Consider the following 18,017-nt stretch of genomic DNA (forward strand, 5'->3'; position numbering starts at 1 on the left):
GCACTTGAATGGAGCTTGTTACGGTATCAGTAGTCAGGCTCAATATGAAAAAAACAGTCCCGCTTATTTTTATCTTTCTTTTCTGCTTTAATGTAATTGCTTCTCAAGAAGAGCTGTTTGAGTTGAGCTTTGAGGAATTGCTCGACGTAAACATTACGCTAGCCACCAAAACTGCTGAAACACCCACCACAGTTCCTTCGAGTACGACAGTTTTTAATCGCCAGCACATACAGTTACTTGGTGTAGCAAATGTTTATGAGTTAATGAATTTCGTGCCGGGCATGCAATCAACAAGAGGCGATTGGGTTGGTGCCGTACCAAAAGAACATGCGAGAGGTATATATTTAGACAGCGGTAACGTATTAGTCATGCTTAATGGGCAAAGACTAAACGATGCCTCCTTTGGCAAAGCGTCGGTATATGCTCCCTTCATTCCCGTCGAAATTGTAGAGAGAGTCGAGTTTATAAGAGGCCCTGGTTCTGCTTTGTATGGTAGTAACGCATTTTTAGGTGTGATGAATATCGTCACAAAGAAAAATGCTAATCAGTTCATGGCTGCCATTGGTGACAATGGTATGTATCAAGGTGCTCTTAGTGTTTATCACACATTTGAAAGTGGGTTATCACTTCAGGCGAATACATCTTTGTACAGAGATGATGGAGATAAGTATTTTGAAGCACAAGTGAGAGATCCGGTTGACGGTCGCTTTGTTGAGATTGAACTGAACTGGCGCAACTGGCGATTCGCAATTCACAACACAGAAACTCGATTAGATGAATTTATCAATCTTTCAGGTGAATCCCGAGATAATAGACATACCAGCCGTAATCTTGGAATGCAATTAGAAGTCAATTCATCGTGGAGTGAGTCTTGGGCTAACACAACTAGGCTGGAATTTTTAAAGCACGATATAAAAAGTGCAGGTTTGATCGCAAGTGCTGAAGAGCTTCAGCTAGAGCATGATTTTTTTGTTGGACCTCGATGGCAATCCAGAGACATTACTTTAAACAGTGAGACTGTTTATGAATATAGTAAATCACTTAACATTATTTTTGGCGCTGAATATTCATGGGAAGAGCAGTCTCGTGCAGATGTATATACCAACTACTATAAACCTGAAACTGGGCAAATTTTTGTAGATGAACCATATTACCTTGGAGGCATCCAGGTGATTAGCAACCATGAACCGTTTAAACCGCTAGAAGCAAGTTTTGATTCTTACGCCGTCTATACACAAGTTAAATATGCACTGACTGAGTCGGTCACAATGTTTACTGGACTTCGGTTTGATGATGTGATTGATATTGACCGCAAACTGTCTCCAAGATTAGCGTTAATCTACCAATTTAATCCTATACATACTTTTAAATTACAATATGGAGAGGCATTTAGAGTACCAGTCAGTAACGAGCTTCACTCAAATGATGAGGTGACTATCGGTAATCCAAATTTAAAAGCAGAATACCTCAAAACAACAGAGCTTGTATGGCATGCAAAAAGTAGTAATTGGCAATTGGACTTAGTTTTATTTGACAATGAGCTTGAGGACTTTATTAATTTAATTCCCGTAGATGAAGCGTTATCTCGTTTTACGTTTGATAATGTGTTTGAAACTAGTATGCAAGGCTTTGAATTCAGTGGGACATTACATATAAATGAAACAGCTTGGTTATCTAGTACATTCACTCAATATATAGACTTACCCTTTAATCCCAGCTATAAAAAATTCGGATCTTTAGTATTTAACTATAGCTTGGGAGATGTGCAATATTCCTTCAACGGTATATGGCGAGATAGTATTATGGTTATTCCTGCTGTGTTACCTGACGACCCTAATTTTTCACCCTATCACCAGCCAAGCCATTGGTTATTTGGTGCAACAGTAAGTTGGAAAGTTGACGATCAACAAGGAGTTGCACTACAAGTTCAGAATATTTTTGATAAGTCCACAGACGCTTTTGACCCAAGAAGATATGATGGTAGGGTGCCTCAAAAAGGCAGGCAATTAAGATTACGTTATACATACGAATTTTAACCAATCTCATCCATTTATCTATTAATCGCTTTATCTGCAATGTAAATCACCAAGCAATTCTGCCGAATTTATACTAGCAATATGTACTCATAAAAAGCCATTATTAAATGCTCAAAGGGTTATTGAGTATTATATACTTTCTTTGTAGTATTTTGTTTACATTTTGGTCATATTAAATATGTGAATTTTGTTTGAATTAAGCTAAGGGTATGAAAATATTAATTAAAAAACAGGAAGAAGCAAAGGTTTAATTTATGTAAATTAAAGGTTTATTTTTTGTTTTATTTGTCTAGTCTCAACTATGCATCCAATTTAAGGTGCACATTCAAGTCATTTTTGAATGTTATACACACAATCAAGGAGCATAAAGTGAAACACCATAAAATAACTAAATTATCTCTCGCCACACTTGCAGTGTTGAGTTGTGCGACACACGCCGCACAAAAGCAGTATTTAAATCAACATAGCAACTTAAATGTTATGCTGCAGTCTGGATCTATGAGTTTACTCTCAACACCAGCAAATCAATTAATCGGCCTTTCTGCGGATGACTCACTAAAAATACTAAAGAGCTTTAAACACAAGAATGGTTCAGTGACACACCGTTATCAGCAAATGTATCAAGGTTTACCGGTTATTGGAGATACGGTGAGCTTAACTTTTGATAATCAGGGTCTGTTGAAGCACGCTCATGGTGCTGCTGTATACGACATTAATGCAGATGTCATGTCAGTCAAACCTAGCTTGGCAGTCGCGCAGGCTAAAGCTATGTCGACAGGCTCATTACCAGCAACGCAGTTGACGCAACAGACATTCCATGAAACAGAGCGACTCGGTATATGGGTAGATAAAAATAATCAAGCTCGTTTGGTTTATGAGTTGTCACATGTCACTTACGGTGACTCGCCATCTAGGCCGTATCAAATTGTTGATGCGCACACCGGAGAAGTGTTGCTTAGTTACGACAATATTCAACATGCAAACGCCACAGGTCCAGGAGGCAATCAAAAAACAGGACGTTATCAATATGGTACTGACTATGGCCACTTGGATGTTAGTCAGTCAGGTAACACCTGTACGATGAACAATGCCAATGTAAAGACCATTCATTTAAACCATGGAAGCAGCGGCTCTAATGCACATAGCTTCACTTGCCCAGAAAATACGGTTAAAGAAATCAACGGTGCCTATTCGCCGCTTAACGATGCACATTACTTTGGTAATGTGGTATTCAATATGTACAGTGACTGGTTGGGTACGGCACCACTGAGCTTCCAATTACAAATGCGAGTTCACTATAGTAATAATTATGAAAATGCGTTTTGGGATGGACGTTCAATGACTTTTGGTGATGGTAAAGATAGATTTTACCCACTTGTCAGTTTGGATGTGTCTGCGCACGAGGTGAGTCATGGCTTTACAGAACAGAATTCCGGGCTAATCTACCGTAATAAGTCAGGAGGCTTGAACGAAGCGTTTTCTGATATGGCTGGCGAAGCTGCGGAGTTTTATATGAGAGGGAGCAATGATTGGTTGGTTGGGCAAGATATATTCAAAGGCAGTGGTGCACTTCGGTATATGAATGATCCAACAAAAGATGGTCGTTCAATTGATCATCAATCAAACTTTACTTCCGGCATGGATGTGCACCATTCATCAGGAGTGTTCAACAAAGCCTTTTATCATTTAGCAACAACGGCTGGCTGGGACACTAAAAAAGCGTTTGTGGTGATGGCGAAAGCGAATCAGATGTACTGGACGGCTAGTACAGATTGGGATCTGGCAGGCAATGGGGTAATGGATGCAGCATGTGACCTGGGTTACAACCCTGATGATGTTCAAGCTGCTTTGGCGTTAGTGGGGGTCACATCTCAACTCAGCTCAGGTAGTAGTTGTGGTACACCGCCTACTGACGAAGAATTGACAAACGGTGTAGCTCGAACGGGCATTAGTGGTGCAGCTAAATCACAGCAATTCTTTGTATTAAATGTGCCAACAGGCTCAAGTAATCTTAAATTTGCTACTACTGGTGGGACAGGAGACGCAGATTTATATGTCAAGTTCGGCGGTAGACCAACTTTGCAGGCCTATGACTGCAAGAGTACTTCCTCTACCAGCAATGAATCCTGTTCAATAACGAATATTCAAGCAGGTACCTATTTTGTGATGGTTGAAGCTTGGAATCAAATATCTGGCGTATCACTGACGGGAAGTTACTCTGATGGAAGCAACACTACTCCACCTATAGATCGCACAGAAACTAATGTGTCTGTGTCTACAGGGCAGTGGGCAAGATATACACAAGAGTTGAGCGCAGGATACTCAAACTTGACCGTATCGATTTCAGGAGGGACTGGTGACGCGGATCTATACGTCAATTTCGGCTCTGCATCTTCTACATCTTCATATCAATGTCGTCCATATAAAAATGGAAATAGTGAATCTTGCTCTTTTACGAACCCGCAATCAGGAACGTGGCACATAGATTTACGTGGTTATAGTAATGCCAGTGGCGTGACACTGAATATCAAAGCAAACTAGGGCTTACTTGATAAAGGCGGCGACATGCCGCCTTTATCGACATCTTTCAAAGGATATATTATGCGTACAAACAAATGCATATGTTTGTTGGCGTGTCTTACATTTTCCTCTTTCTCAAATGCAGTCTCTGAAAAAAAATGGATTACGTTAGGTGCATCAGCAAGTCATCACTACCAATTAGAAAACGCTGTTAAAGGCCGTTCATATACTCAAACGAGTAACAATCACCAAGAAGCTGACATTTTATTAATGCATGAGGAAGAGCATGAAAACCTCAGTCACTTTATGCATGAGCAGTATCACAGATGTGGTGGCTTTGTCGCTCATGATAGTGAAGCGGAAGCAAAGGCTTATTTGAGCACGTTAGAGTATGCTCATAAACACCAGCCAGAGTTAACATATTCGATTGATAACCCTGAAACCGTTCAAGCTTTAATGGGAAATGTATCGACGACAGGGTTAGTTAACACGGTGAGTAATATGACAGGGTTTTATAACCGCTATTACACCCAACAATCTGGTGTGGATGCATCAAACTGGGTTAAAAATCATTGGCAGAGCTTAGCCAGTTCGCGCTCAGATATCGCTGTTGAGCACTATACACATACATGGGCTCAGTCTTCCGTGATAGTGACTGTGCCCGGGAGCGAAATGGCTGATGAAATCGTGATTATTGGCGGGCATTTAGATTCAATTAATGGCAGTAACCCAAGCAGTGGCAGAGCCCCTGGAGCAGATGATAATGCGTCGGGAATTGCTGTACTCAGTGAAGTACTCAAGGCCATAGTGGATACCAATTATAAGCCGAAAAGAACGGTGAAAATAATGGGGTTTGCAGCAGAGGAAGTTGGGCTAAGAGGGTCCAAAGCCATTGCCCAAGATTATAAAGCGTCGGGTAAAAATGTAGTTGGTATGGCACAATTTGATATGTCTGGGCATAAAGGTGGCCAGCACGATATCGTATTTATTACTGATTATACCAATAGCGCGCAAAATAACTTTATGAGCCAGCTACTTGATAAATATTTACCGAACGTGAGTTATGGTTTTGATCGCTGCGGTTATGGTTGCTCTGATCATGCGTCTTGGTATCAGCAAAGCTTTCCTGCGTCATTTCCATTTGAGTCACGGATGAGAGAGTCGAATCGCTTAATACACACTGCAAACGATACAGAGTATGACGCTGAACATTCAATTCATTTTGCTAAGTTGGCGAGCGCGTATATTGCGGAGTTAGCAAAAACGGCGGGCAGTGTAACTCCACCACCAATCGAACCGACGCCAATCGACAAGACTTACACGGATCTTAATGTATCTTCTGGGCAGTGGTGGCGAACTTCTCTGCCTTTAGGGAGTGGTTATCAAGAGTTGGTTGTGAACATCTCTGGTGGAACGGGCGATGCAGATCTATATGTCAATTTCGGAACTCAGTCCTCGACATCCCAATTTCAATGCCGGCCTTATCAATATGGAAATGAGGAGGTTTGTACTATTTCGTTCCCAAAATCTGGTAATTGGTATTTCGATTTGCGAGGTTATACGCAAGCATCTGGTGTGACATTGACGATTAAAGCAAGATGAGGTGAGGCGCTGCTGTAAAAAAAGCAGCAGCGTTTTCAATTACCTGTTTAGCACTGTGGTAATTTAAAGGTCGATTTTATGTAACTTATAGAGGTTGTGGACTTGTGGAAATGCAGGGGCTCATTCATACTGCCTCCTTATTTTAAGTGCACAATTTTAAAAAATAGAAAAATGACGGATACAATGGTTAAAGGTAGTTCCTTATATAACAAATTTTGGCTATTTCTAGGCCCCTTCCTTTTTTTACTGACATGTCTCACTCAAGGCCCTGAAGGCTTATCAGAGCAAGGTTGGCGCACTGCAGGCTTAGCGATGTGGCTCGCTGTTTGGTGGGTAAGTGAGACAGTCCCAATCCCTGTTACGTCATTGGTTCCTTTATTGGCTGTTCCGCTGGCGGACATTAATGATATAAAGAGTACCTCATCGGCATATGCGCATCCCCTTATCTTTTTATTTTTAGGTGGGTTTTTAATTTCGATAGCCATGGAAAAGTCGCAGTTGCACAAGCGAATTGCGCTAAAGACCATGCTCAAAAGTGGCACAAACCCTAAATATCAAGTGTTGGCTATGATGCTTGTAAGCGGCTTTTTATCTATGTGGATAAATAATACGGCCACCACGCTGATGTTGTTGCCTATTGCTTTGTCTGTGATTCATGTTTTACAAAAAAACGGTGCTCACTGTGATAACTATGCAAAAGCCTTGTTGTTAGCTATTGCCTATAGTGCAAGTTTAGGTGGTGTTGGAACTATTATTGGCACTGCACCTAACGCATTAATGGTCGCGTATTTGTGGGACAACCATCAAATAGAAATAGGCTTTGGACAATGGATGATAGTTGCGGTGCCATTTACATTTGGCATGATTTTTTTATGTTGGCTTTGGCTAACCAAGTTTGCATTTAAACTTGCTCCGCAACAAAATAATAGTCAGATGACGGAAATATTTTCCTCTCAACTCAAAGAGCAGGGCAGAATGACGATTGCGGAGAAAAATGTTCTGTATGTCTTCTTATTTGCAGTATTTGGTTGGCTTTTGAGGCCCTATTTACAAACATGGACTGGGTTAAACATTACAGATACGGGAATAGCGGTTGCAGCGTCTATCATGTTATTTGTTTTACCAGCAGACAGTAAAGGCGAGCAAAAAGTTATGGACTGGCCTGCTGCGAAAGAAGTGCCATGGGGCATACTTTTATTATTTGGTGGCGGGTTAACCTTAGCGAGCCAAATAAAAGGATCTGGCCTTGCTGAATACATCGCAAATATATTAGCAGGTGCGAGTGCTATTCCACTTGTATTGAGTGTCATTGCTGTGGCTGCTTTGATCACATTTTTAACTGAGCTGACAAGCAATACAGCCACAGCCGCAGGCTTTTTACCTTTACTTGGTCCGGTTGCAGAACAAGTGACGGGAACGCCATTGGTATGGATCATCCCTGCGGCAATGGCCGCAAGCTGTGCCTTTATGATGCCCGTAGCAACTCCGCCAAATGCGATAGTATTTGGATCTGGTGAAATAAAAATTAGGGATATGATAAAAGCGGGATTTGTATTAAACCTAATTGCTATTGCAATGATAAGTCTTATAACCTTAACGGTTGCTCGTTGGGTTTTTGTATTTTAACGTTGTAGGCATTTTCAGGTGTATAAGGGCCACCAGGTATAAGGTGGCCTTTTTGATGATGTTACATAAACAGTGAGAATCTACAGTAGATAAGTGCATATTGACGTCTCAAGGTGCACGAGTTGAGGAATAGGTAGTCTATTTGCTACTGTGAATGTGGTTTCTCTGATTGCAAATTCTCATTGGAGAAATCGATTTAATCTGCATGTCCAAGTGGTCAATATAATTTCAGAAGTAACTGTTTAGGTCGTGATAAATTAGAGAGGCAAATAGTGTGAGCCAAGTCCAAGAACATGGAATAGTAAATGAGTTTATTAAATTGAAGTCTGCGCACTATTTAGATCCATTTCCAACAAGCTCTAAGAGAAAAGAAAAGTTAGAAAGATTAAGTGCCGCAATTATTGCAAATAAGCAACGGTTTGTTGAAGCCGCTAATAATGATTTCAGTATTCGAGCTGAATACGACACACTTGTGGCTGACATCATTCCAACTGTGAGTCATATTCGCTATTTGTGCCGGAAAATTGAGTCTTTTATGAAGCCTCACTCTAGATCTGCAGGCTGGCAGTTTTTTCCCTCTAGAGTGTGGGTTGAGTACGTACCCAAAGGTGTTATCGGCATTATTGCACCGTGGAATTATCCAATTCAATTAGCGCTTGTTCCGCTGGCGACTGCGCTTGCAGCGGGCAATAAAGTGATGATAAAACTCAGCGAATATACACCATCCGTTAATGAAGTGATGAAAGATGTACTCAAGTCAATTGAGAGCGATTGTATCGTAGTAGAGGGAGGACCTGATATTGCCTCTATGTTTAGCCATCAGCATTTTGATCACATATTTTTTACAGGCTCTACAGACGTCGGTAAGCAGGTTTATGCAGCAGCATCAAGAAATTTAGTGCCTGTTACTTTGGAGCTAGGTGGGAAATCACCCATGATAGTTTTAGCTGATGCAAACCAAGATAAAGCAGTGTTAGACATTATTTTTGCAAAAAAAATGAATGCGGGGCAGGTGTGTGTCGCACCTGATTATGTGCTTGTTGAAGAGTTTATTTATGAATCCTTTATTGCGAAACTCAAACATCAGCTCGTCAAACGTGACGATATGGAAAGACAAACAGGTATTGTAAATGAGCATCATGCCCGAAGATTAGAGTCTCTTATTGAAGATGTTATTGATATGGGCGTGGAAGTTTATCATTCAAAGCCGCTTGAAAATATTCGCGCAGATGATTTTGGTATGCACTTGATATTTAACCCGCCTTTAGATTCACGCATTATGCAAGAGGAAGTATTTGGGCCAATACTCAGCGTAATAAAAGTACGAGATTTAGTCGATGCTAAAAAGATAATTCAGCGCCAAGGCAGCCCGCTAACTAGCTATTTATATACAGACAACCTTAAAGCACAAAGAGACATTAGACAGTCTTTATTAGCTGGCTCAATCAGCATTAATGATATGCTGTTGCACGTCGCTGTGACTGATCTTCCATTTGGCGGGGTTGGTCACTCTGGGATGGGTCAATATCACGGTACAGAAGGGTTGGTGACTTTTAGCCATGCCAAATCAATATTTAAGTCGAACAGCCGAATTTGGCGAAGTAAGCTGTTTGCGGAATATAGCCATGCCATAAACAAATTGCTGACGTGGCTATATTTAAAATAATATCAAATTATTATTCAGCGAATCCGCTCCCAGCAATATAGGTATTAGCCTGAATTTTGTGGTAGATATCGTTAGCGATACGTTGACCTCTTTCTAACTGAGAGCGAGACAAGCTTTGCTCATCTAACTGGCGGCTTTCTGCGGCTTGTGCATACCCATTGAATTCAGCAAGCAGATTCCAAATGTACGAGCGCTCCACATTTTTTTGCACACCTAAGCCTTGATAATAGAGCAGGGCTAGATTGTACATGGCGAGTGTGTAGTTGTTGGCTGCTGCTCTTTCGTACCAAAACCGCGCTTTTACATAGTCTTGAACTACACCGTCACCATTGGCATGCATTACACCGAGGTTAAATTGTGCAGCAGGTAAGTTCTTTTTGGCAGCTTGAGTAAACAGGTCTACAGCTTTTTGCTTATCTAGTTTAACGCCACGTCCATCTTGATAAAGAACAGCAAGTGAAAACATAGCATCTGCGCTGCCTAGTTTCACGGCGCGTTGAAGTAGTTCAGCGGCTTTTCTAGGGTTTTTCGGTACGCCATATCCCCCGTCATACATTTTGGCCAATTCATACATGCCTGGTGCAAAGCCCATGTCTACCAAATATTGAAATTCTTTAATGGCAACATCAAATTGACCTTGATTTGCAGCAGCTATGCCTTCTTCTAACCCTGCAAGTGTTGGCGTAGAGCTGAGAATTAGCCCTGAGAATAAAAGTGTTTGGGTTAACTTTCGCATCTTAATTTCTCCTTATGGCACAGGGTTTTTTGTTTAGTTTAATGCACATATTATATTTATGCAGTTTAGACTATAACCTTATGAAGGGAAATAAAAAAAGCCCTTTCGGGCTTTTTAATTTTCATATCTACCGTCACCGATATGAGCAATGTAGCAAGTAAATGAGTTTGTGAATATACTGGGTCGAATAGTAATTCACTTAATGAAGCAAGCTTTGTGCGTATAATCCAAAATACTGCCTCATTGAGAATGATTATCAATAACTTTAAGTTGTTTGTCAACTGCAAATGATAATTAATTGTGTTTGGAGGGGTGGTGTTTAGATTCACTTTAGTATTTTTAGCATTGTTTATGCTGTCAGGTTGTTTTTACGGGACTGTGTATAAAAACTCAGACAGGCTAGCGTTAAACCAGCTTGAAGAATATGTGGAGCTCACAGACGATCAACAAGCGTGGTTTTTGAAAGAGTTTGGTCAACTACAGGTGATGCATCAGTCACGTTACTTGCCAATTTATCAAGGGTGGCTAAATGTGCTTAAAAATAGCTGGAAGGATATGGATGAGCAGCAATTATATGAGCTCAGTATGCAGGTCAATGCGCATTGGTATGAGCTCATTGTTGGCCTGAAGCCTGTTTCTGTTGAGTTTCTGATGTCGCTAGATAACTCGCAAAAAAAACAATTTATCGACAGTATCAAAGAAAAAATGCAATTGAGACAAAATGATGTAGAAAGGCAGACTCGGACCCTAACACGCTTTGAAGATATTTTGGGAAGTTTGAATAAAAAACAAAAAGATATGATATCGAAACATATTGATCAGGGATCTTTTTATCAAGAATTAAGGGTATTGAATAATCAAAATAGACTGACTGCAATAGAGTCACTATTAGTCCAAAGGCAGCTAGGTGAAGCTGACATTGAAAAACTGGGGCGCTATGTTGTAAATCACCCTCGTAATTGGCCTGAACATCGCATTGAGCAACGAGAAAGGCGTATTCGAACTCAAATAAAGTTCATGCTGAGTCTTCGAGAAACATTATCTAAAAATCAAAAAGAGGAATTAAACCAATACTTTGCTGAATTGAGTGACCTGTTAGCTGTGCTTAAAAATACAAAAATATAACGCGATTGGTTAAATGCTGGAATGTGTTCCAGCATAGATTAATGTTTGTTGTAGCCGCGCGATAAAAGTTTATGCTTTGCGCTTAACGGGACGATCAGGTTTTGCATATTCTAACCTGTCTATCTTGCTGGTGGTGTGGTAGCAGTCAAGCCCCGATACCGCAACTGTATCTAATTGTTCAAGGTTGATAAAGCCATCTTCTTTTACAGCAATATCAGCTACTTCAACATGTACAATTTCGCCTATAACGAGTACCGTTTTATTGAGCTCAATAGTCTGATGTTGTCTTAATTTTAAACCAATTTTAACCTGACTTTGTGAAACGAAAGGAGCTTCAAAACTTTCATGATAATAGGGAGTTAGCCCTGTTTCATCAAATTCAGATTGACCTACGTCATATCGAGCAGATGTTTGGTGCGCTTCTTGCCAAATGAGTGAGTTCACATGGTTTATCGTATACGTTTCGGTTTCTAATATATTCTCTAATGTGTCACGTCTGACGCTGTGAGGTCTGAATATGACACCCAGTAAAGGTGGATTAGCGCCTAGATGAAAAACAGAGCTGACGATAGACAAGTTGTCTTTCCCATTTAAATCGCGTGTTCCAATTAAATTCGCACTTTTATATCCCGATAAGCTGTTTATGAAATGCGCTCTGTAGCGCTCAGGGAGATTGAGTATGTCTTGGTTATTAACAATCATTTTATTACCATTGTATGTTCTTACCTTGCCAGTCAATGAAGTCGATGGCGCCGTTAAACTCTCTGTTGTTCTGAAATTTATTGAGTTGCTCTGCAACAAATTCAGGCTTGAATAATTTACCGTCGGGTACGTTGCTTTGAAATGGTTTAGACAAAGCGGAGTCAGTTGTTCCGGGGTGAAACAGCATTAGTTTGGCGTTACATTTTCGCCTTTGTAGTTCAATACTTGCAGTTTTGAAAAGCATGTTAAGCGCTGCTTTGGATGCTCTGTAGCTGTACCACCCACCGAGTTGATTATCTGAAATACTGCCAATTCGAGCACTCAGTGCCGTGACAACGCACGGTGTTTGTGTCGATATCAAGTGAGGCATGAATGCTTGCAGCCACATGAAAGGGATCGTCGTGTTGACGTGCATAAGCATGCCAAAGTAATCAATATCAAAAGACTCTAGACGTTTTTCTGGCATATTCTCATCCGTGTGTAATACACCATTGCATATACTGATAGAGTGTATAGCGGGATATATACGAGATATCCTAGTTGCCAGCTCTTCTATATTCTCTTTTGTATAGTCGGTTTCAAATTTTTTTAAATGTGGATGAGATGTACTTAGAATTTCACGGCTTATAGCAACAACATGATCATTGTGGCGTAAGTGTAGATTGACCAGCGCTTTACCGATTGCGCCGCTTGCACCAATTACAACGGCAGTTTTCTGAGCCATAGTGAACGTACCCAACTTATGTTTTTGTAGTGTACGGTATTACTTTCGATTTAGATCACCAAACGTCTGTTGGCAGTGTATGTATCTTTCAACGTACATTGCTTTGGTCAAAAAGTGTAACCAAATGGTCTTTTCATTTATGTAGGTTTAACAGTATATTGGATTGCATAAAATGTATTCAAAGGAAAGCGTATGGATCAGCAATATACAAATCTTCGCCGTAATGTGAGCCTACTGGGTGAATGTCTAGGTGCAACCATAGAGCATGCTCAAGGCTCGGAACTACTAGAAAAAGTGGAACAGATCAGGCATTTGGCAAAGGCCTCGAGAGGTGGCGATCATCAAGCCAGAGAAATGCTAATTGATACGCTTAAGGCGCTGAGTAATGAGGAGTTGTTACCAGTGTGCAGAGCATTTAATCATTTCCTAAACTTGGCGAACGTGGCTGAACAATATCATACGATATCCAAATCAGGAGCTCCCAAAGGATCGTTCGACACCATTGAAGGCACAATCAAAGAACTGGCTGAGCATCTTGATGAAGGTAAATGCTCTCGAGAAGATGCCTTGCAAGTGTTGTCGACTGTGCAAATCGAACTAGTCTTAACTGCCCACCCAACAGAGGTCACGCGACGTACCATCATCAGTAAGCATGTTGAGCTAAGTGATTGCTTAAAGGAGCTTGAAAGTCTCGAATGTTCAGTTGTAGAACGAGATACCATTTTAGCTCGGATAGCACAGTTAATCTGTCAAGCATGGCACACGAATGAAATCAGGGATAATCGTCCCACGCCACTAGAGGAAGCTAAGTGGGGGTTTGCTGTTGTGGAAAACAGTTTGTGGCATGCAATACCGCAGTTTGTAAGTGAACTCAGCAAGATGGCTAAGCAGTATCTGGACATTGATTTACCGCAAAGCTTTTCACCTGTTAAATTGGCTTCTTGGATGGGGGGGGACAGAGATGGCAACCCTAATGTAACGGCGAAAGTGACTCAGAGTGTGCTAGATCACGGTCGCTGGATGGCGCTAGACCTATATTATCGAGACTTGGATAAGTTGAGTGCAGAGTTATCTATGAGCGGTGCCAATAAGCCGCTACTTATGCGTACAGGTGAGACGAGTGAACCGTATAGAGCTTTGCTTAAAAGCTTAAAAAAAGATGTACGTGAAACGATTGATTTCTTAGAAAGTAAAATTAAAGGCCTGCCCACTTCCTGCCGAGACAAAATCAAAGATACAGAGCAACTAAAAGAGCCATTGTTAATTTGTTTTAACTCATTAAATGAGTTGGGTATGGAGGTCGTGGCCAATGGTTTGTTATTAGATGTACTAAGGCGTTTGAACTGCTTTGGTGTGAACTTGTGTCAACTTGATATTCGCCAAGACTCTGCGCGCCATACAGAAGTGCTTTCCGAGTTAACAAGATATTTGGGTGTTGGAGATTATGCACAGTGGTCTGAGCAAGACAAACAAGCGTTCTTGTTGTCTGAATTAAGTTCTAGGCGACCAATCATTCCAAAACATTGGCGTCCGAGCGATGCGGTTAGAGAAGTGGTAGATACATTTGATGTTATTGCACAGCAAGACCGTGCATCGTTAGGTATTTACATTATTTCTATGGCGCAATATGCGTCGGATGTACTCGCAGTTCAACTTTTGTTAAAAGAGAGTGGTGTAGGGTTTAATTTACCTGTTGCTCCATTGTTCGAGACGTTGGATGACTTGAATCGTGCAGATAAGGTCATGACTGAGCTGTTTAGCTCGAGCTGGTATAAAGGCCATTTATCCCATCAACAATATGTCATGATTGGTTATTCAGACTCTGCGAAAGATGCTGGGATGATGGCGGCTGGTTGGGCGCAATATCGAGCGATGGAATCTCTTATTGAACTGGGTGAGAAGCATGGAATTAAAATGAAGTTATTCCATGGACGCGGCGGCACTATTGGTCGAGGTGGGGCTCCTGCCCGCCAAGCTCTGAGGTCTCAACCTCCAGGTTCATTAAAGTATGGTTTAAGGGTGACGGAACAGGGAGAAATGATCCGCTTTAAATTTGGTCTCACGCCGGTTGCAATTCAGAGCTTATCTTTATATGCCAGTGCAATTATTGAGAACAATTTATTTCCCCCACCAAAACCAAAAACACAATGGCGAGAGGCTATGGACCTACTTAGTGAGGCATCATGTGAAAGGTATCGCAAATATGTGCGAAATACGCCTGATTTTGTCTCATATTTTAGAAGTGCAACGCCAGAAATTGAATTAGCAAAATTGCCATTAGGCTCGCGCCCTGCAAAACGAAATCCAAAGGGGGGAATAGAGAGCCTCAGAGCAATACCTTGGATTTTCGCTTGGAGTCAAAATCGTTTGATGTTACCGGCTTGGCTTGGCGCTAATGAAGGTTTGAAAGCGGTTCTGAATTTAGGTGGTGAAGCACTGATTGAAGAAATGAGCGAACTTTGGCCATTTTTCAGAACTCGGCTAGAAATGCTTGAAATGGTGTTCTGTAAATCCGATCTGTGGTTATCTGAGTATTATGACGAACGCTTGGTACCTGAAAACTTACAAATTATTGGCAAACAGCTACGAGCTGAGCTTAATGAAACAACTGAGCAAGTCATCCGCTTGGCGCCAAAGGGGAGCTTATTGTCTGCTCAGCCATGGATTAAAGAGTCAATTTCATTAAGAAATCCATACACGGATCCTCTCAACTTATTGCAAGTAGAGCTGCTTAAGCGGACGCGTGATACTGATACTCCTAACCTAGATAGCGCATTGATGATCACTATGATGGGGATCGCTGCAGGTTTACGTAATACAGGCTAATACTTATGTTCAACTTGTGTTGTAAAGTCACACATTTATAACTTAATGAAATCAAAAACCAATCCTTTGTGATTGGTTTTTGATTTTTTTCTCATTTTTAAATCTTATTTCATTGACAGGCGCGTGCTTTAAATTAAAATCCTTGCCCTCATTATTTTATTAATCGGTATTTTGCAGAGTTCTATATGTCAGCACTATCAACCAGTATCACTTATGATAAATCTACGTCACTAATTTTGATGACAGTGCGTGGTAAAGCCGGAGCTGAGGATGTGGTGAATGCTTACAAAGCCGCTAAAGCGTATTCTGAGCAACATGGTAGTCGAAAAGTATTGGTGGATGTTTCGGAACTGGAACACAAGTTTGCAGCAATAGATATAGTAAATGTCATGCCAAAGGTGGCGCATTACCTGACAAATATACAAATAGCACGTGTAGTTGGATTTGAAGGCTACATGCACGATCTTTTCCTACAAAAAGTCAAAAGATTTGGCATTCAAGCAGAAAACTTTGAATGTTTTAAATCTGCAAAGGAATGGTTGAGTAACGCATAAAACCTGCGTAAACTGGCATGCCATATTCTATAATAATTAAATTATGGTAATAAAAGACAACAAAACAGAAGAATATATTTTCGATATCGCGAAGCAATACAATGGCATATTGCATACGCAAATCGTTCTAGAATTGACAGAGCAGCTTCAGTGTAATGTTGAGCAACTACAGCAAGCCTTGTTGCCAGTCGCCGCAAAATTTTCCCAAGCACCTATCTCACAATTTTTTGTTGGCGCTGTGGCCTTCGATAAAGTCACGGGTAATTTATACCTCGGAGCAAATTTAGAATTTAAACATCAGGCATTGTCTTTGGTTGTACATGCTGAACAAGCAGCCATTAATAACGCGTGGATAAATGGGGCTCAAGAAATCACTTCAATTGCGATTAATGCTGCGCCTTGTGGGTTCTGTCGTCAGTTTATGAATGAGTTAAGCTCTGCTGGAGATTTAACAATATTACTCCCGAATGGGAAATATTCCCTGAGTGAGTTGCTGCCATGTGACTTTGGCCCAAATGATCTAGGAAATGCATCTTCGTTAATGGCCAACACTGTTTCTAATTTAAAGATCGATTTACCTATTTCTGATACTCTCAAACAGCATTTACGCTTTGCGTATGTGCCATATACAGAAAATTTATGCGCTGCAGAGTTGGTGTTGACTGATGGCAGGGCGTTTTATGGCAGGTATGCAGAAAATGCGGCATACAGTCCGAGTCTATCCCCAATGAACAGTGTATTGAGTCAATTAGCTCTATCTGGAGAGCTCTTAGACGAAGCGAATGTAGAACGAATTACTTTGGTTGAAAGGGCAGGGTACGAGAATCAAAAATCCGTGGCGCAAGCTGTACTCACCAGCCTAAAAGGCAATGTGCCTCTTATTCACCACGTATTTTAGGCTAAAGTAGGCGTTAGCCTACTTTGCTTGTGTCAATAATATCTCAGCCGCTTTAATAACAACTGATACCGCACGCTTTTCGACAAGCTGGTGGTCAACATCAGGGATTTCTTGTCTAGTACGATTAACTAAGACGCCTGCGACACACGCAGCTTTAAGTCCTAATGCTGCACACATAGTGAAAAGGGTCGCCGACTCCATTTCATAATTCATAACGTTTAACTTTTGCCACTCTTCACATGAGCCTTGGAATGCTTTAGAGACATAACCTGAGAAGGTATCATAGCGTTCTTGACCTGGATAAAAGGTGTCACTCGATGCCGTAATACCTGTATGGTAAGGAACACCTTCGAACTCACATGCTTGCACCATAGCTTGTGTGCTATGGAAATCAGAGACAGCAGGGTAAGCCAATGGCGCAAAGTGCTGACTCGCACCGTCTAATCTGACAGATGCAGTACTAACTAGGATATCACCTTCGTCAATTTGCGGTTGGATTGCGCCAGTTGTACCAATTCTAAGGAAAGTTTTTATACCAAGCTGAGCGAGCTCCTCAACGGCAATTGAAGTAGATGGACCCCCAATGCCTGTCGAGCATACTACGACCGGTTGCTCTTTGATTGTCGCTAGGTAGATGTGAAACTCTCGCGTTTGCGCTAAGCAAATTGCATTATCTAGCTGCTGTGCAATACGCTTTGAGCGCTCGGGGTCGCCTGGTACGATTGCGAGTTTAGCCCCTTGAAGGTCTGCTTTAGTCAACCCTAAGTGAAATACCTTTTCCATAAAAAACCTTTTTATGTTCTAAAACGTAATGGTTAAAGTTAGTGAGTTTTAAGTACAGGACACATGTCCGCTACGTTAATTCAAGTTAGCCAATTGGTCACTTTAAAAGCGAGCTTGGTTTCAATAAAGGTAAACTTGTTACTAGTGCGCTCATAATATCGATTTGATCAATAAATCTTTATATGAACTATTGCTATGCTTGCATGTTGGGCTTCGCTA

General features: G+C 41.1%; 13 protein-coding genes. 9 read left to right on the plus strand and 4 right to left on the minus strand.

The features are described from left to right. Positions 1-44: 44 nt before the first annotated feature. The 5 genes from S4054249_RS21740 to S4054249_RS21760 all read left to right on the plus strand — a co-directional run bounded on the left by S4054249_RS21740 (position 45) and on the right by S4054249_RS21760 (position 9,450). Positions 45-2,036 (plus strand): TonB-dependent receptor plug domain-containing protein, encoded by a 1,992-nt coding sequence (locus S4054249_RS21740; protein ID WP_046358039.1) that lies wholly within the window; start codon positions 45-47, stop codon positions 2,034-2,036. Between the two features lie 369 nt (positions 2,037-2,405). Next, entirely contained in the window at positions 2,406-4,577 is a 2,172-nt protein-coding gene (locus S4054249_RS21745; protein ID WP_046358040.1) for a M4 family metallopeptidase, read from the plus strand. Between the two features lie 60 nt (positions 4,578-4,637). Further along, on the plus strand, positions 4,638-6,158 hold the full coding sequence (locus S4054249_RS21750) for a M20/M25/M40 family metallo-hydrolase (RefSeq protein ID WP_046358041.1): 1,521 nt from the start codon (positions 4,638-4,640) through the stop codon (positions 6,156-6,158). 171 nt (positions 6,159-6,329) lie between these two features. Next, positions 6,330-7,784 carry an SLC13 family permease gene (locus S4054249_RS21755; protein ID WP_046358042.1) on the plus strand — a complete coding sequence of 485 codons (1,455 nt, stop codon included), beginning with the start codon at positions 6,330-6,332 and terminating at the stop codon, positions 7,782-7,784. Between the two features lie 274 nt (positions 7,785-8,058). Next, positions 8,059-9,450, plus strand: coding sequence for an aldehyde dehydrogenase family protein (locus S4054249_RS21760; RefSeq protein WP_046358043.1), 1,392 nt, complete (start codon positions 8,059-8,061; stop codon positions 9,448-9,450). 10 nt (positions 9,451-9,460) lie between these two features. Here the strand turns inward: S4054249_RS21760 and S4054249_RS21765 are convergent, their stop codons facing one another. After that, entirely contained in the window at positions 9,461-10,186 is a 726-nt protein-coding gene (locus tag S4054249_RS21765) for a tetratricopeptide repeat protein (protein WP_046358044.1), read from the minus strand. A gap of 315 nt (positions 10,187-10,501) precedes the next feature. Here S4054249_RS21765 and S4054249_RS21770 point away from each other — a divergent pair, with 315 nt between their 5' ends. Beyond that, positions 10,502-11,311: a DUF6279 family lipoprotein gene (locus S4054249_RS21770; protein ID WP_046358045.1), complete on the plus strand. Its 810-nt coding sequence runs from the start codon at positions 10,502-10,504 to the stop codon at positions 11,309-11,311. A gap of 69 nt (positions 11,312-11,380) precedes the next feature. Here S4054249_RS21770 and S4054249_RS21775 read toward each other — a convergent pair whose 3' ends face one another. Then, positions 11,381-12,013: a flavin reductase family protein gene (locus S4054249_RS21775; protein ID WP_046358046.1), complete on the minus strand. Its 633-nt coding sequence runs from the start codon at positions 12,011-12,013 to the stop codon at positions 11,381-11,383. Between the two features lie 4 nt (positions 12,014-12,017). After that, positions 12,018-12,737: an SDR family NAD(P)-dependent oxidoreductase gene (locus tag S4054249_RS21780; protein ID WP_046358047.1), complete on the minus strand. Its 720-nt coding sequence runs from the start codon at positions 12,735-12,737 to the stop codon at positions 12,018-12,020. Between the two features lie 192 nt (positions 12,738-12,929). Between S4054249_RS21780 and ppc the strand changes: the two genes are divergently transcribed. The 3 genes from ppc (at position 12,930) to cdd (ending at position 17,015) form a co-directional block, all read left to right on the plus strand. Then, positions 12,930-15,563: a phosphoenolpyruvate carboxylase gene (ppc, locus tag S4054249_RS21785; protein WP_046358048.1), complete on the plus strand. Its 2,634-nt coding sequence runs from the start codon at positions 12,930-12,932 to the stop codon at positions 15,561-15,563. Between the two features lie 185 nt (positions 15,564-15,748). Beyond that, entirely contained in the window at positions 15,749-16,117 is a 369-nt protein-coding gene (locus S4054249_RS21790; RefSeq protein WP_046358049.1) for a hypothetical protein, read from the plus strand. A gap of 43 nt (positions 16,118-16,160) precedes the next feature. Beyond that, entirely contained in the window at positions 16,161-17,015 is an 855-nt protein-coding gene (gene cdd, locus S4054249_RS21795; RefSeq protein ID WP_046358050.1) for a cytidine deaminase, read from the plus strand. Positions 17,016-17,033: 18 nt separating this feature from the next. On the opposite strand, the gene udp is transcribed toward cdd, so the two are convergent. Further along, positions 17,034-17,798, minus strand: a complete 765-nt coding sequence (gene udp / locus S4054249_RS21800) for a uridine phosphorylase (RefSeq protein WP_046358051.1) — start codon at positions 17,796-17,798, stop codon at positions 17,034-17,036. Positions 17,799-18,017 lie beyond the last annotated feature (219 nt).

This window comes from Pseudoalteromonas luteoviolacea, assembly GCF_001750165.1.
In the GTDB taxonomy this organism is placed as follows: Bacteria; Pseudomonadota; Gammaproteobacteria; order Enterobacterales; family Alteromonadaceae; genus Pseudoalteromonas; species Pseudoalteromonas luteoviolacea_G.